The 16,638-nt window shown below is 44.9% G+C and carries 12 protein-coding genes; 5 read left to right on the plus strand and 7 right to left on the minus strand.

All coding sequences use genetic code 11. The features are described from left to right. Nucleotides 1-54: 54 nt before the first annotated feature. Nucleotides 55-1,998, plus strand: a complete 1,944-nt coding sequence (locus LMJ53_RS11385; RefSeq protein ID WP_229586166.1) for an alpha/beta hydrolase family protein — start codon at nt 55-57, stop codon at nt 1,996-1,998. Between the two features lie 299 nt (nt 1,999-2,297). Then, a complete protein-coding gene (gene glmU / locus LMJ53_RS11390; RefSeq protein WP_229586167.1) occupies nt 2,298-3,662 on the plus strand; it encodes a bifunctional UDP-N-acetylglucosamine diphosphorylase/glucosamine-1-phosphate N-acetyltransferase GlmU in 1,365 nt (454 codons plus the stop codon). Nucleotides 3,663-3,779: 117 nt separating this feature from the next. On the opposite strand, the gene LMJ53_RS11395 is transcribed toward glmU, so the two are convergent. From LMJ53_RS11395 to LMJ53_RS11410, 4 genes are all read right to left on the minus strand, one after another. Then, nucleotides 3,780-5,147, minus strand: coding sequence for a M28 family metallopeptidase (locus LMJ53_RS11395; RefSeq protein WP_229586168.1), 1,368 nt, complete (start codon nt 5,145-5,147; stop codon nt 3,780-3,782). 136 nt (nt 5,148-5,283) lie between these two features. After that, entirely contained in the window at nt 5,284-5,532 is a 249-nt protein-coding gene (locus tag LMJ53_RS11400; protein WP_229586169.1) for a DUF1289 domain-containing protein, read from the minus strand. 75 nt (nt 5,533-5,607) lie between these two features. Beyond that, on the minus strand, nt 5,608-6,747 hold the full coding sequence (locus LMJ53_RS11405; protein WP_229586170.1) for a dicarboxylate/amino acid:cation symporter: 1,140 nt from the start codon (nt 6,745-6,747) through the stop codon (nt 5,608-5,610). A gap of 87 nt (nt 6,748-6,834) precedes the next feature. Next, nucleotides 6,835-9,687, minus strand: coding sequence for an EAL domain-containing protein (locus LMJ53_RS11410; protein ID WP_229586171.1), 2,853 nt, complete (start codon nt 9,685-9,687; stop codon nt 6,835-6,837). Nucleotides 9,688-9,946: 259 nt separating this feature from the next. Between LMJ53_RS11410 and LMJ53_RS11415 the strand changes: the two genes are divergently transcribed. The 3 genes from LMJ53_RS11415 (at nt 9,947) to glmS (ending at nt 13,432) form a co-directional block, all read left to right on the plus strand. After that, nucleotides 9,947-10,513: a DUF1439 domain-containing protein gene (locus tag LMJ53_RS11415; RefSeq protein ID WP_229586172.1), complete on the plus strand. Its 567-nt coding sequence runs from the start codon at nt 9,947-9,949 to the stop codon at nt 10,511-10,513. A 275-nt stretch (nt 10,514-10,788) separates the two neighbouring features. After that, complete coding sequence (locus LMJ53_RS11420; protein ID WP_229586173.1) at nt 10,789-11,556, plus strand: DeoR/GlpR family DNA-binding transcription regulator; 768 nt, start codon at nt 10,789-10,791, stop codon at nt 11,554-11,556. Between the two features lie 46 nt (nt 11,557-11,602). Further along, nucleotides 11,603-13,432 carry a glutamine--fructose-6-phosphate transaminase (isomerizing) gene (gene glmS / locus LMJ53_RS11425; protein ID WP_229586174.1) on the plus strand — a complete coding sequence of 610 codons (1,830 nt, stop codon included), beginning with the start codon at nt 11,603-11,605 and terminating at the stop codon, nt 13,430-13,432. Nucleotides 13,433-13,876: 444 nt separating this feature from the next. Here the strand turns inward: glmS and LMJ53_RS11430 are convergent, their stop codons facing one another. From LMJ53_RS11430 to LMJ53_RS11440, 3 genes are read right to left on the minus strand one after another with little or no spacing between them, the layout of a single operon-like run. Beyond that, a complete protein-coding gene (locus tag LMJ53_RS11430; RefSeq protein WP_229586175.1) occupies nt 13,877-14,881 on the minus strand; it encodes a tetratricopeptide repeat protein in 1,005 nt (334 codons plus the stop codon). 5 nt (nt 14,882-14,886) lie between these two features. Beyond that, the gene (locus LMJ53_RS11435) at nt 14,887-15,588 is read right to left on the minus strand and encodes a phage tail protein (RefSeq protein WP_229586176.1); all 702 of its coding nucleotides are present in this window, start codon (nt 15,586-15,588) and stop codon (nt 14,887-14,889) included. Continuing rightward, nucleotides 15,585-16,397 (minus strand): hypothetical protein, encoded by an 813-nt coding sequence (locus LMJ53_RS11440; protein WP_229586177.1) that lies wholly within the window; start codon nt 16,395-16,397, stop codon nt 15,585-15,587. Before LMJ53_RS11440 ends, LMJ53_RS11435 begins: the two co-directional genes overlap by 4 nt. Nucleotides 16,398-16,638: the final 241 nt, after the last annotated feature.

Consider the following 16,638-nt stretch of genomic DNA (forward strand, 5'->3'; position numbering starts at 1 on the left):
AATAATAATAAAGCGATTTAGCCTTACGCTTTAACGAAAATTGAGGTAAATAAAATGAGAGCACTACTATTAAGTTGCTTATTTTTTGCGGTAGTTTCTGTGCAGGCAGCAGAGTTAACCTTGGAAGATTTTGCACGCCCTTCCCAGTTTCTTGAAATTGAAATATCCCCATCGGGTAAATACTTAGCGGCGACTAGCCGCAGTGAAGAAGGCAACGTTTACCTCAACGTTATTGAGATTAAATCAAACAAAATTATCAGCGTTCGTCACTTTACTGGCCGTGATTCTATCGGCTCTATCGACTGGGCTAATAATGAGCGTTTATTGATCACCTTAGTGCGTGATATCGGTGCTTTAGAGCAACCGGTTGGCACCGGTGAAATCTTTGCGGTAAATGCGGATGGCTCTAATGCCCGTATGCTAACGGGTTATCGTTCTGAAACAGAAAAAGATCCCGCACAAGTGATTAACTATTTACCAGATGATGACAAGTATGTGCTGATTACAACCAGCACACCAAACCGTAAAGGGTCATTTAGTTTAGTTAAGCGGTTAAATATTGAAAATGGTCGTACTAGGCAGGTGGCCAGAGCACCAATGCGCTCTTCAGGCATGATTACTGACAATAACGGTGTGGCTCGGATGGCAGTGGGTGAAGACCAAGATAATGACAACGAAATGGTCATGATGTACCGCAAGGATGAAAAATCAGATTGGGTTACTTTACGCCGTTATGGCCAGCGTGATGGTAGTTTTTTACCCATCGCGTTTTTAGCGGATAACAAAAGAGTAGTGGGGTTAAGTGATACTCAAACGGATACCAAAGCGCTAAGTGTTATGGATCCAGAAACGGGTAAAGAAGAAATACTAGCTCATCACCCGAAAGTAGATGTTACACCGAGTTTCAGTATCGAAGACGGGTTTTTAAAAGAAGTGATAGGCGCTTCTTATGAATATGACACGCATGAGGATGTGTTTTTTGCTGACGTTAAAGATAAAACCTTCAGTGGTTACTTACAAAGCTTAAAAGCGGCCTTTCCAGGAAAGAAAATTGCTCTTAACTCAGCAACTCGAGACAACAGTATTTTGGTCCTTACCACGCGTTCGGCTAACCATCCGCCAGAGTTTTATCTGTTTGACACCAAAAACAATCAGTTAAGCTTTTTGTTAAATGGCCGTCCTTGGATGAAGTCAGAATTATTGGCTGAAACTAAGGCAATTATTTATAAAAGTCGAGACGGTTTAGACATTCATGCCATCCTAACCTTACCTCGTGGCGTTGAAGCGAAAAATTTACCCTTAATTATGAATCCGCACGGTGGCCCGCATGGTCCACGGGATTTTTTAGAAATTAATCCAGATGCCAAAGTGTTAGCACAACACGGTTATGCGGTGTTACAGCCAAACTTTCGCGGCTCAGGCGGTTTTGGCCGGAGCTTTTTACAAGCCGGTTACCAGAATTGGGGCACAACAATGATTAATGACATGACAGATGGTGTCATGCACTTGGTTGAGCAGGGTATTGTTAATCAAGATCGGGTGTGCGCTTACGGTGGTTCTTATGGTGGCTATGCCGCCTTAATGAGTGCAGTGCGCGAACCCGATTTGTATAAATGTACCGTCGGTTTTGTCGGCGTTTTTGACTTAAACTTAATGTATACCGATGGTGATATTCAAGAACGTAAAAGCGGTATTAATTATTTAGAAATGGCAATTGGCCGTAACCAAGAGCAACTGGATGCGCAATCACCGATTAAACATTTGGATAAATTAAAAGCACCGGTATTTATCATTCATGGTGAAGAGGATAGACGCGTGCCGATTATTCACGCGCACCGCTTACGGGAAGAACTGGATAAACGTAATCATCCTTATGAGTGGTTAGTGAAAGAAAAAGAAGGCCATGGCTTTTATAAACCAGAGAATAACGTTGAGCGCTGGCAAAAAATTTTAGCCTTCTTTGATAAATATATTGGTGATAAACAAGCTGCGAATTAAATCGCTTTTTAATGAGCAACTAAAAGGGTTAGCACCGTTGGTGTTAGCCCTTTTTATTTGTTAATAGCCCGGTTACTGCTCTGTAGACTTGGTAGTCGACATCGCTATAGCTAAGCACTGAGCACAGGCCACAGCTGCTGCCATGGCTATTTATTACGATTTACCCATCGCAAAAGGCGTACTTAACTGTGTCTGCTTATTAAGCAGCGCCAGATGAACAAAATCTAAACCGCAAACGTCCACAAGCCATGGTATTTTCAGGTAGAATAGCCGCATTAAAACGTTAAGGATAATTGGTTATGGCATTAAATGTAGTGATCTTGGCTGCCGGTAAAGGCACCCGTATGAAATCAGACTTACCTAAGGTATTGCACAAGGTGGCTGAGCGGCCAATGGTACAACACGTTATTGATACTGCGCGTGCGCTTGGTGCAGCTAAACCGCAACTGGTTTATGGCTATGGTGCTGACGCATTAAAAGCGGCCATGGGTGAACAGCCACTGCATTGGGTATTACAAGCCGAACAGTTGGGTACTGGCCATGCGGTGGCGCAAGCCATCCCCAATATCGCCGATGACGATACGGTACTGGTGTTATACGGCGATGTGCCGTTAACCCGTATTGAAACCTTGCAGCAATTGTTAGCCGTTAAACCCGCTGACGGTTTGGCTATCTTAACGGTGAACTTAGTTAACCCAACCGGTTATGGTCGTATCGTGCGCGAAAATGGCAAAGTGGTTGGTATTGTTGAACAAAAAGATGCCACGGCCGAGCAGCTTAAGATCACTGAAGTGAACAGCGGCATTATGGCACTGCCAGGCAAACAGCTTAAAGGCTGGTTAGGCCGCTTATCCAACAGCAATGCGCAAGGCGAATATTACCTCACCGACATTATTGCCATGGCGCACAGCGAGGGTGTCGCCATTACGACGGCACAACCGCAAAATCCGATGGAAGTAGAAGGGGCTAATAACCGCGTGCAATTAGCGGCATTAGAGCGGGCCTATCAGCAGCGTAAAGCAGAAGAACTGATGCTGGCTGGCGCTAACCTGCGGGATCCTGCACGTATTGATGTGCGCGGCAGTGTTGAAGTAGGCAATGACGTAATGATTGATATCAACGTTATTTTTGAAGGCAAGGTGGTACTGGGTAAAGGTGTAACCATTGGCGCTAACTGTATTTTAAAAGACTGCAGCATTGGCGATAACACCGAGATAAAAGCGAACTCGATGATTGAAAAAGCCCGCGTAGGCAGTGATTGCTCGGTTGGCCCTTTCGCTCGTTTACGACCAGACACTGTTATGCTAGATGACAGCCATGTTGGTAACTTTGTTGAAATGAAAAAAACCACCTTAGGTCAAGGCTCTAAGGCAAATCACCTAACATATTTAGGTGATGCGGTGATTGGTGACAAAGTGAATGTTGGCGCCGGAACCATTACCTGTAACTACGATGGTGCCAATAAGTTTGTCACAACGATCGAAGATGGTGCCTTTATTGGTTCAAATAGTGCGCTGGTTGCACCGGTAACCGTAGGTAAAAATGCGACTGTGGGTGCCGGAACCGTATTAACCCGTGATGCCGAGGCGGGTGAGTTAGTCGTCGCTCGTGCTAAACAGCGACATATTACTGACTGGCAGCGCCCTGTTAAAATTAAAAAATAAACGCGCGTCTTAAGCGCTAATAAAAAGCCGGTCATGAAAAGACCGGCTTTTTTGTTTTAGTTTAGCCTGGGTTACTTACTGTAAAAGCTTACCGTAAATGCTTAGGCTCATTGATGTTTAATTACCAAAGGAACCCGCTGCACCTGGAAAGACCACAGGGCTTTCAATGCCATCTTGGCTAACACTGGCTACACCAAAAAAGTAGTTATCAATAACAACGTTTTCCAAGGTAAATTCGGTTACCTTGCCCACTTCACGGCTAAATTGCCAAGCTGAAGCGTCGGTATAACGCCAGTAAATCTTATAACCTTTTACCAGCGTCTCTTCTTGTGGCAAGGGAGCGGCCCATGACAAAGTGGTATTGGCGCTCACTGCGCCTTTAATCGTTACGTCGGCAGGTGGATTGGGAGCCCAAGATAAACTGGCTAAGCTAACGGCATTCAGGGCCGTTAGTTTTGCGGCATACGCAAAATCAACGCCATCAAGGGTGTCGCCATAAACGATGCCATTTTCGGTACGTAAATCTTGATGCTGGCGATCATAGTGCTCATTGGTTTCCATAATACGTACGGCTGGGTAGCCTAAATCGTTAAAAGGCCGATGATGACCACCACGGGCAAAACGATCTAACCGATAGACTGGCATCACATCTAAGTTAGTCATGTAGTTATCTGCGATCAAATCAATATAACGGGCAAGGTTACGCGTCGGTGAGTCGTTTTCACCGCCAGTAAAGCGGCGACTGCGCGCTTCGGCTTCGGTTTCGTTGGCCCGAGTGCCTTCAGCAAACACGCGCGCCGTGGTGTTGTCGATCACACCGTTAATTCCTGCGGTATTGCCAATCATATCGTTATTTAATACCGCTTTAATGCGCCAGCCTGCGTCTTTGGCTTGTTGTGCTAAGATTTTGCCGCCAAATAAGCCTTGTTCTTCACCGGCTAAAGCCGCATAAACAATGCTACCGTTAAATTGATATTGGCTTAATACGCGGGCGGCTTCTAACGTGCCGGCAACACCCGAAGCGTTATCATTCGCACCTGGCGCATCACTGGTAAAATCCATCACATCTGATACCCGAGAATCAATATCACCTGACATAATGACGAAACGATTAGGGTCGGTTTTACCGCGTTGGATGGCAATAACACTGACCACTTCCGTGGCATTGGGGATGCGTGCTTCACCGCTGATCACCCCTGTAGAATAAGATACTTCTAAACAGCCTCCACATTCAGCGGAGATTTTTTCAAATTCAGCTTTGATCCAGCGTCGTGCTGCGCCAATACCACGCGTATCCGATTCGGTTTCAGACAAAGTATGGCGAGTACCAAAACTCACTAGCTTCTCAATATCGCGTTTAATATTGTCGGCAGAAGGGGCTTCGGCAATCGCATGCAACATTTGTTGTTTATTATCATTTTGTTGAGCTTGTGCGGGTAAGGCTGCGAGTATCAAGGCAGCCAGATAAGTACGGGCAGTAAACATAATCGATCCTAGTTTGAGTCAACTCAGGTTTACTATACAGCTTAGCTCAATACTTGGTTGTGATGCTTGCGGTCAGTTGCAGTATATCTGTGATGGTTTTTTTGCGGTTGCACGGATGGCAACACAACACGGTGTTTTACGCTTGTTTACGCTGCGCTTTTGCCGCTTGCCATTCAGCTTGGGTGATCGGTGAGGTGGCGATGCTGTTGGCATCTTGTTGCTGATAGTGTTCGCGGCGTAAGGCGACTTTTTGCATAATTAATACTAGGTCGGCTTCACTTTGCCGATTCCAGTCGACAATTTCATTGATATGTCGGTAACAGCCAACGCACACTTTGTGCTCATCTAATTTGCAGCATGCCACACAGGGCGAAGAAATGGTCATGAACAGCTCTTTTACTGAAAAATATTAGGGTGTGTTTGATACCGGCACATCGCTTGGCGATATACCGGTTTACGGTTAGTCGGCTTGGTCTACTAACACGGCAATAGCACCGTCGCCGGTGACATTACAGGCGGTACCAAAGCTATCTTGTGCCATATACAGGGCAATCATCAGGGCAATAGCGCCTTCGCCAAAACCGAGCATTGAACCAAGTAAGCCCACGGCCGACATCACTGCGCCACCAGGAACACCAGGCGCTGCCAACATCACCACACCTAAAGTAAGGATAAATGGCAGCATGGTAAATAAAGATGGGATCTCTAGATTACTCTTCATCATGATCACTGCCACAGCGCAGCTGACGATAGTAATGGTCGAGCCCGATAAATGCACCGTGGCACATAAGGGTACTGCAAAATTGGCAACGTCTTCTTTCACGCCATTATTTTTGGTGGCCTGCAGTGATACCGGGATCGTGGCCGCACTCGACATAGTGCCCAACGCAGTAAAGTAGGCGGGCAACATGGTTTTGATTAGGCTCAGTGGTGATTTACCCGCTTTTAAACCTGCAGCAGTAAATAGCAATACAATCCATAACCAATGGAGAACCAAGGCTAAAACCAACACAATGCCAAAGGTTTTTAAGGTAACAAACACCGTACCTGCCGCCGCCATTTGTGCAAAAACACCTGCGATATAAAGCGGTAAAAAAGGAATGATAATTTTGCTCAATAACAGCTGAATAATATCGCGGCCTTGATCAGATAATTGCTTTAACGAAGTGGCTTGCGTACTAGCAATACCTAAACCAAATACAAAGGCGAGTGCGAGAGCAGTCATTACATTAAACACCGGTGGAATATTCATCTCGATATAAGGTGTTAAATTAACGCCATCAATACTGGCTAAATCGGCAGCTGCAGGCGCCAGCATCGGCACAACTAACGCCGCAACGATAAAGGCTAAAGTACCTGCGCAAATCGTCGACAAATAGGCAATACCCAGCGTGCGGCCTAGTAACTTTCCTGAATTGCGAGGTAGAGCAGCAATACCACTGGTAATAAAAAATAAGATTAATAATGGGATGGTGAAAAATAACAGTTGGCCAAATAGGCCTTTAAAGGTTAGCAGCAGTTGCGTTAGCCAGTGCGGTGCAAACAGACCACACAACATGCCCAGCACAATGCCGGCAATCAGTTTTAGTATTAGTGCCATAGTATTCTCGTTCTAGTTATGAGGTATCCCTTGGAGTAGCGATCTGAGCATAACATAACTTAATATGTGCTCGCGAGCCGACCAGACTTATTCTATCGGCTCTGGCGGTACAAGTGGCTCGGGTTTACCAAATAAGTAGCCTTGAAACAAATCGCAACCTAAGCTCATTAACATTTCATATTGTGCTTGTTGCTCAACGCCTTCTGCAACCACGTGCAATGACAACGACTTCGCCATGGCGATAATGGTTTTAACAATGGCTAAATCGGTTTCTTGCGTTAAAAACTCATGCACAAAAGATCGGTCAATTTTAAGAACGGTGATCGGTAGATTTTTTAAATAAATCAGCGAGGAATAACCAGTACCAAAATCATCAAGCGAAAAAGTGATACCCAGTTTGCTTAACGCCAGTAGTTTTATACGTGTGTTTTCCAAATCTTCATTAAGCATGCTTTCGGTAATTTCGAGCTCTAAAAGGTGGGGATCAATACCACTGTTTTGCACAATACTGCTGACAATCTCAACAAAGTTTTTCTGCACTAATTGTCGCTCGCTGACATTAACGGCAATGGGTAAAGGAGTACCTTGTTGTTGGAATACGCGTATTTGCTGACAAGCCGTTGTTAACACCCATTCGCCTATTTCATTAATAAGATATGAGTTTTCCGCTAAGGGGATAAAGTCGTTAGGTGAAATCAAACCAAATTCTGGATGAAACCAGCGGATCAGTGCTTCGTAGCTGACGATCTGACCTTGACTATTAACCTTGGGTTGATAAAACAATTTTAGTTGTTGTTTGCTGATCGCTTGTTTTAATGATTGTTCTATCAGTTGTTTTTTTCGTAGCGTTTTGTGCATTCCCGGTTCGAAAAAGTACAGTTGATTGCGCCCCATTTCTTTCGAGTGATACATCGCAAGATCAGCTGAAGACATTAAATCATCAATATTTTTCTTATTATCGTTAAACAACGCTATCCCAATACTGGCTGAAATTTGATAGTGATGCTGTTTCAACTCAAAAGGTTTGTTGATAATGTCTAATAACTTATGGCCCAACTGGTGGGCATCTTCCGTGGCTTTGGTTAGTTCATTGCTGGTGAATTGCGCTAACAAAATAAACTCATCGCCGCCTGGTCTCGCTAAGGTATCTTGCTCCCGAATGGCCTGCTGTAAACGCTCGCTGAGTTGCCGCAATAGTTCATCACCATATGAATGGCCAAGGCTATCATTCAGTTGTTTAAAGTGGTCGAGATCAATAAAAAACAAGGCAGCGTAATGACCGCTGCAATCACTATGCATTTGTGCTTGCGCAGTGCGCTCGATCAAGAGGCGACGATTGGGTAATTTGGTCAGCGGGTCATAAAACGCCAATTGATGAATATATTGCTGATCCGCTTTTGCTTTACTAATGTCATTAAAGCTGGCGATATAATGAGTAACAGCGCCTTGCTGATCGGTTAAAGCGTTGATAACGACTTGCTCAGGAAATATCTCACCGTTTTTGCGTTTATTGTAAATCTCACCTTGCCATAAACCGTTTTCACTTAGCGCTAGCCACATTTTTTTGTAAAAGGCGGCATCATGTTGCCCAGAGCTTAGTATCGACGGTGATTTGCCAACGACTTCGTGGGCTTCATAGCCGGTAATAAAAGAAAAAGCCGGGTTGACTTTAATAATATGATTATTGGCATCGGTAATCATAATGCCTTCACGCGTATAAAACGCCAATGCGTTTACCTTCAGTTCGGCTTCCGCTAACATTTGCTGGGTGATATCCCGTACCGCTAAGACAAAGCGAGGCTTGTTTGACTTTGCTTGGCGGCGTGCGGCAATCACTTGAAACCAGAAAACTTTGCCTTCGATCAGTAAAGGATAACTACAAGGCTCAGAGCGGCCTGACTGGCGCGCTTGAGCAATAGCCTTTTGACCCGCAATATAAGCCTCTTTCGGCATACATTGCGCTAAAGTTTTTCCTAAAAAATGCTCAGGTGGCAGGTACATGGGGACTTTATCGGTATTTTTAACCTGACAAAAGCGCTCTTCATCATCCACTTCAAATAACACATCGGGGATCGCCGCCAAAGTGGCAGAGATATCGGCTTCGCGTTCTATCAACGTTAAATAAGGTTTACTCAGCACTTCATGCAGCAGCGCACGGTACAAAAATAAATAAGCTGCAATTTTAAAAACATGGCCTACAGCATTAAAGGCGTCGTGCATATCAAGATATAAGGTGAAGTAAAACCCGCTACACACTAAGCACCACATTGCCGTATACAAAGCTGGCGCATGATAGTGAGCGTTTTGAGCATGGCCAAAGCGCATCCACAAGATGGTCAAAATATTCAAACTAATAAACAGATATTCCGCAGCAATTTTGGTTAGGGTTAGGCCTTGCTGTGGCACATAGACCGTGGGTAACGCTTTGGTGTAATAAAAAATAACCATATGCACTAACGCAATTATCGCTAAGGTTACGACCAGCATACTTACAAAGACGGCTTGTTTAATGGGCCGATTGGCCAGTGGCAGTACCGCTAAGAATAACGCTACGGCGGCGGTGAAGCGGGCAGCAAGCCAGAAATAAATGGTTTTTTGTGGGCCGCTGGGAGTGACATAGTCAGGCATGCCAGTAAAAGATAATAAATGCGATAAATCAAAACAAACTACCGCCAAAAAAGCACAAGCCAAGATGGCAGTGCGGATATTCATGCTGATCAGAATGCGCTCAGCACTGACGGCAAAAATCATAAAGGCAAAACTAACCGAAATAATTTCTAAAATAGAGTGCAGCGGTAGGTAATTTATGTCGCTAATGCCAGGGATCAGCCGACTGACAAAAGGTGAACTAACCAAAATAATCAACGCGATTATTATGGGGATCGCGAAAATATTGGCATGTGAAATGCGATTAAACACCTTTTGCAGTAATGCAGTCATAGCCACCTAATTCTCATAGCTTAGCTTCAAGGCTAGCATAAGGTAACAAAATACGTTTGATCTACTTCCGAAAAAAGGCAAAAAAAATTAAAACATCATGAATGTTTACCGTGGATTATCCGCGCTAACGCAAAGAAAAAGGCCTTTAAAGTTAAGTGGTGCTGATATTCAGCCTATACTAAGTTTAGCTAAGGTAAGGTTAATTAGAGCAAAGCCTATTAGCGAGGCTGCAACTTAACTCAATAAACAGGACAAAATAATGCGAAAAATAGGGTTGTTTATCTTAACGATTTTGCTGGTCGGTTGCAGTCAATTGGGCCAAATGCCGGTTTACTCTGTTTCTGAAACACAATTAGAGCAGATGATTAGCCAGCAAATCCCTGAGTTAACGCGACAAGCTAATGTTGCCGGTATCCCATTAAAGCTGGCGGTCGACAGTATGGCCGTTAAAATTGGCCCGGATAATAGCGATCTGGTGCAAATTAACACAGCTGCTTCGGCGACCTTAAGCCTGTTCGGTTTAACGTATCCTGCCAGTATGCAACTGCAGGTTGAGGGGGTTCCTTATTATGACGCGGAACAAAAAGTCGTATTTGTGCGCTCAGTAAAATTACTCGACTCTTCGATTGAAGCTGCAGGCTACCGCGGTAACCTTACGCCGGTCACCAATGAGTTATTGCAGATAGTGAATCAATTTTTGGCGACTAACCCAGTTTATAAATTGGATACCAGCGATCCAACGGTAAAATTATTAACCGCACTACCGATAAATATGACCGTGCAACAAGGGCGAATTGCCTTTTTACCGGCGGGGAAAAGTCGTTAACAGCCATCGTTTCACGGCTAAGACAGAACAAAGTGGCAGATGGTCGTAAAAAAGTGGGGAGCCTAAGCTCCCCATAAATGCAGGACAACATTAACAACGACCAGAACATCCATATCAGAGCAAGAGCTCACCTCCATCCGTTGATAGCGCAGACTATAAAACAACCTAAACGCAAATGCAAATAATTATCATTAATATGTTTGGTTTTTTACTATTGCTTGCAAAAGCAGCAGAAATCGCTAGAATACCTTTCGTTTCGAAACTAAGTGAAAGAAATGAATAAACGTAATACACAACAGCGTCGGCATTTGATTGTCGCCCAATTGCAAAAACAGGGCGAAGTGACCGTTGAGCAGCTGGCGGAGCAATTTAACACGTCCGAAGTGACCATCCGCAAAGACTTAACTGCCCTAGAGGCGGCCGGCTTATTATTACGTCGATACGGTGGTGCAGTGCCAGTACCACAAGATTTTATTTCTGACAGTAGCTTAGCGAAAGTTTCAGAACGAAAGTTAGCAATTGCTAAAGCGGCTGCGACGCTGATTAAAGATCATTACCGAATTATTATCGACAGTGGCCGTACGACGGCGGCACTATTGCCAGAGCTAGTGCAAAAACGTGGCCTTGTGGTCATGACTAATTCATTAGCCATTGCCAATGCCTTGCGTGAGTTGGAAAACGAGCCGACGCTACTTTTAACCGGTGGTACTTGGGATCCACAGTCTGAAGCATTTCAAGGCCAATTAGCCGAGCAAATGTTACGTAATTACGACTTCGACCAACTTTTTATTGGCGCCGATGGCATCGATTTAGCTCGCGGCACAACTACTTACAATGAGTTATACAGCTTAAGCCGAGTAATGGCTGAGGTCTCGCGCGAAGTCATCGTGATGCTGGAATCAGACAAGCTGGGGCGAAAAATACACAATTTAGAATTACCCTGGTCAATGATCAAAGTATTGGTGACCGACACCGGTTTATCCGCTGCTCAGGCCGCGGAAATAGAACAGCAAGGCGTTAGCGTGATCCGCGCAGCGTATTAAATAGCATTTTTGCGAACCCTTTTAGTTAATTTAACGGAGTAAGAATATGTGTGGCATTGTTGGCGCAGTAGCGCAGCGTGATGTGGTTGATATTTTAGTTGAAGGTTTGCGCCGTTTAGAATATCGCGGTTATGACTCGGCCGGCGTGGCGGTAGTTAACCAGCAAGGCGAGTTACAGCGTTTACGCCGTTTAGGTAAAGTAAAAGAGCTGGCCGATGCGGTGGCCTTAGAGCCGGTACTGGGTGGTACTGGTATTGCGCATACGCGCTGGGCAACGCATGGTGAGCCAAGTGAACGCAATGCGCACCCTCATATTTCTAGCAATATCATCGTGGTACACAACGGTATTATTGAAAATCATAACCCGCTGCGCGAAGCGCTTAAAGCGAAAGGTTATGTGTTTACCTCAGACACCGATACCGAAGTTATCGCCCACCTAGTAGAAGAAGAATTAAAGCAAGCTAGCTCGCTGTTAGCAGCCGTGCAAGCAACGGTAAAACAACTGCATGGGGCTTACGGTACCGTGTTATTAGATAAAACCGATCCTAGCCGTGTAGTGGTGGCCCGTTCAGGTAGCCCCTTGGTAATTGGTTTAGGTATCGGTGAGAACTTTATTGCCTCTGATCAGCTGGCCTTATTGCCGGTAACCCGTCGTTTTATGTTTTTAGAAGAAGGCGATGTAGCAGAAATTACTCGTCAAAGTGTCAGTATTTTCGATAAAGACGGTAACGCGGTAGAGCGTGAAGTGCATGAGTCGAACGTCAGTTACGATGCCGGTGATAAAGGCCAGTATCGCCACTTTATGCTCAAAGAAACTTACGAGCAGCCACAAGCCATCAATAACACCTTAGAAGGCCGTTTAAGCAATGACAGCGTGCTCGACGAAACCTTTGGTAATGGCGCAGCCGAGCTATTTAAAAAGGTTAAGCATATTCAAATTGTGGCCTGTGGCACCAGTTATCACTCTGGTATGGTGGCGCGTTATTGGTTGGAGTCATTAGGCGGCGTATCTTGTAATGTCGAAATCGCTTCAGAATTCCGTTATCGCAAATCTTTTGTGCAGCCCAACAGCTTATTAGTCAGTATCTCGCAATCAGGTGAAACCGCCGATACCCTGGCCGCGCTGCGCTTAGCGAAAGAAGCCGGTTACTTAGGCAGTTTAACCATTTGTAACGTGGCGGGTTCTTCACTGGTTCGTGAATCTGACTTAGCTTTTATGACCCGTGCTGGCGCAGAAATTGGTGTAGCCTCTACTAAGGCATTTACCACGCAGTTAGTGGGTTTAGCCATGTTGACCATGGCGGTAGGTAAATACAACGGCTTAAGCCTTGAAAAGCAGCGTGAATTAACTCATGCCCTGAAAAGTTTACCTGCTAAGTTAGAAGAAACCTTAGCGCTGGCGCCACAAATTGAAGCTTTAGCCGAAGAGTTTGCCGACAAGCACCATGCGTTATTCTTAGGCCGTGGTGATCAGTACCCCATTGCGATGGAAGGGGCGTTAAAGCTCAAAGAAATATCCTACATTCATGCTGAAGCTTATGCCGCCGGTGAGCTTAAGCACGGCCCCTTAGCGTTAATTGATGCCGATATGCCAATTATTGTTGTGGCACCCAACAACGACTTGTTAGAAAAGCTGAAATCGAACGTGGAAGAAGTGCGCGCCCGTGGCGGTATCTTGTATGTGTTCGCTGATGCTGATGCGCAGTTTAAGTCAGACGCCACCATGCGAGTAATTAACGTACCACACACACATGAATGGTTAGCGCCGGTAGTGTATACCCTGCCATTGCAGCTGCTGAGTTACTACGTTGCCATCATTAAAGGCACCGACGTAGATCAGCCACGTAACCTCGCAAAGTCTGTTACTGTTGAATAAATTATTGATTTATATAGTTTTTTGTCAGATGCAAACATAGTTGGAAAGTGAAAGGGGCTCAATGAGCCCCTTTTTAATTATTATCGAATGAGTTCATGTGATGCTTAAGCTAAGCATTATTGATAAACCCGCTCCAAATTAGCGGTATTCATCTTATGAAACGACGATTAGATCAACGGGCTAGCCTTTTAGCTGCGTTAAGCTGAAATCATAAATAAATATCAGAGCATGCTTTGAGCGAATAGCAGCTGTTCAGATCAGAGGCTCCCGAAAAAGCGAAACTCTGCTTAGCCCTCTTTGCAGACATTCGATTTTTCGTGCACCCATTAAATTATCTCTAATCGTGTGGCCAAACTCAGTGTACCACTACAAAGTACTTTCTTATCAAACCTATCATGCATGCTTTCAATAGTCTGGCGGTTACACTCGCTGCTAGGAGGTAGTTTACTCTGATAGATTCAAGGTAATAGGCTGCACTTTTTTTAACTGTTCTCGCGTTTTTAGCTGCAGCACCTCTTGCCCGCTAGGAGAAATAAATAAGCTGATGTGCTTAAGTAAGGTATTCGCTTGAGTATAATTTTGATGGGCAGGTGGCAACTGTTGTATCGCAGCAAAGGCCCATACATAAGCTTGGGCCAACAGTGTGGCTTTATGCTTGGCCAATTGTTCAGTTTGTTGCTGCTCGGCTGCTGTTTGATATTGTGCAAAATATAAAGCTGCAGTCGGCAGATAGGCTGCAACTACTCCGGCTTTGGCAGCAGTATGATACCACTGCAATGCCTGCTGAGTGTCTTGCGGGGCAACTGTTCCTGTATCATAAAATTGTGCCAGATAATAAGCCGCTTCCGCATTGTGGTTATTTGCCGCTTGGTCAAACCAATACATAGCCTGGGTAGCATCTTGCTGTAGCACTTGGCCTTCAAGTAGCCATTTTGCCAGTTGCAACTGAGCCGCTGTTGCGCCAGCGACTGCTGCCTGTTGACATAACTGCACGCCTTTATAGAGATCTGGCGCTACGTATTTTCCCTCAACCAGCAGTTTACCCATTGCACAGCCAGCAGAGAGAACGCCTGCTTGATAAGCTTGTTCAAACCAGCGAAACGCCAAGCGCTGCTCTGCTGTGGCAAAATGGTCATGCCAATAACAATAACCCAATTGCTCCTGTGCCACCGGGATCTGATTTTCGGCCGCCAGTCTAAACCAATCGCAGCTTTGTTTTGGTGATACATTAACGCCCCAACCCAATTGATAAAATAGACCAAGGGTAAATTGTGCTAGGCCATTGCCCCGCTGCGCCTGCTCTGTAAAGAGCGGGCGCGCAGAAGTGTAGTCACCTGCTTCGAGCAATAACTGCGCGCTATGCAAAGGCGCTGACCAATCTTTTTCTGTTGCTGCAGTTACACTCACTGAAGTGAAAAATATAAGTAGTAAAGCGTTTTTTAGCAGCATAGGTATTAGTTGCGTGATGGAAATATACCTTGTAGTGCGATAATCCAGTTAATTGCCAGATAAGGGTCGCGTACGTTTAACGGCTGACTACCACCGGCAACATCCACTGTAGTGGTACTTTCAAATAGCATATCCAAGTTTATGTTAAGCGCAATCGACTCAGGGTTTAGCTCTACATTGGGTGCGCCATCATTATAAATATTATCGCGCCCAGGGCTATTTGCTAACACTTTGCCAGTAGGCGTGTTCGAATTTGATGTTGCCGCTAAGCCTTTTAATACTGCGGTGCTGGCAGAGCTATCCATACTCAACAACTGCACCGTCGTGCTCGCAGTGTGGTTGTGCTGCGGCAAATGTCCAAGCGTTAAAGTAACCGTTTCTTGTCCACCTCTTTGCCCCAATTGCATACTGCTTAAACCTGGCCCATTGCCGGCCCCTATCAGCGCCCGGCCACGGGTATCTGGCAGAGCAAAAGTCGTCCGTCCATCACCGCCGTATGTCGTGCCTAACAGGGAGAACAATGCTGTGTTTTGGCTTATAGCCAGTAATTGGCCCTGAGCTAACGCAAAGCCACGTGGGGCAAAGTTGCCGGCAAATACACACATTGATCCCAGCATTGGCTCATAACCGCAAGCATTAGCCTTGGTGGATACTACTGATGCGCTTACAGCAAGGGTTGCTGCTAAGGCGATACATTGAATTTTCATGGTAGTTTCCTTAATTGACGTTGAGCAAGAAAAAACAAACCCAGTAAAAACAACCAGCCTGTTGCTGGCAATGGGAGTTGTTGTGGAGGGGTATTTAAAGAGCGTACAGCAGAAAGTGAAACGTTAGCGAAGCTATTAGCAGCAAAGCTACCTGAATTAATAAATTCCTGACCAACTAACTGTAGCTCTCCTCTAAAACTGCTAGCTGCCCCGGCGCCCAGCAAGATATCAAACCCAAAGCTGCCATTGTCGCTTTGAGTTACACCAGAAGTGCCGGTAAAAGTACCGTTTTTTTGATCGCCGAATAGGGTATCTGTTGCTAGATCAGAGAAGAAAAACTCATTGTTACTGTCATCGAATAATAAGATTTTCGATTCAGCAAAAGCATCAAGACCTGACGCTGAGGTTAAGTTGTCGAACAACAACACGAATGACAGTAAATAAGCATTGGTTAGTGAATTGTTTTGCAACGCAAAATTAAAATCAAAAAAATAGCCTTCAGCTAAACTATCTGCCCCAGCTAAAAGATTCGTGTTGATAGCAATACCATCATCTAGGGTCGTTAACTGGCCTGTTAGCGGATTACCCCCAGTAACTGCAGTATCAATAACCGTTGACTGGCTTAACACGCCACCCAGCAGGATAGATAAAGTACTATTGTGATTTACAGCTCCGAAACCGGGAATGGAATCACTGGCAAAGCTATTAGAAGCAGTAACAGAGAGATCTAGCGGGATGGGAGCAGCAGTGAGTTTAGGTATAAAACATACAGAAACAAACAGAGATAGAATAAAAAGTAACCTATTCATCAGATGTGCCTTATATTGGAGGGAAGGACTACAAAGTTTGCATATTTTAAGCCACTAATAAAAATGTATTTTTATCAGGCGCATAGGAGAATTCCGCTTAAAAAATAATCAGTGATTGTAAAGAAAGCTGACGCAATCAAAGCAACAAACACACTAAATACACGCCTAAACCGAGCAAGTTCAACGTGCCTTTAAAACGTATCTCGCCAAAGAAAACATAAAATACGTAAAGCTATTGCCT

This window comes from Rheinheimera sp. UJ51 (genome assembly GCF_020819615.1).
Lineage (GTDB): Bacteria > Pseudomonadota > Gammaproteobacteria > Enterobacterales > Alteromonadaceae > Alishewanella > Alishewanella maricola.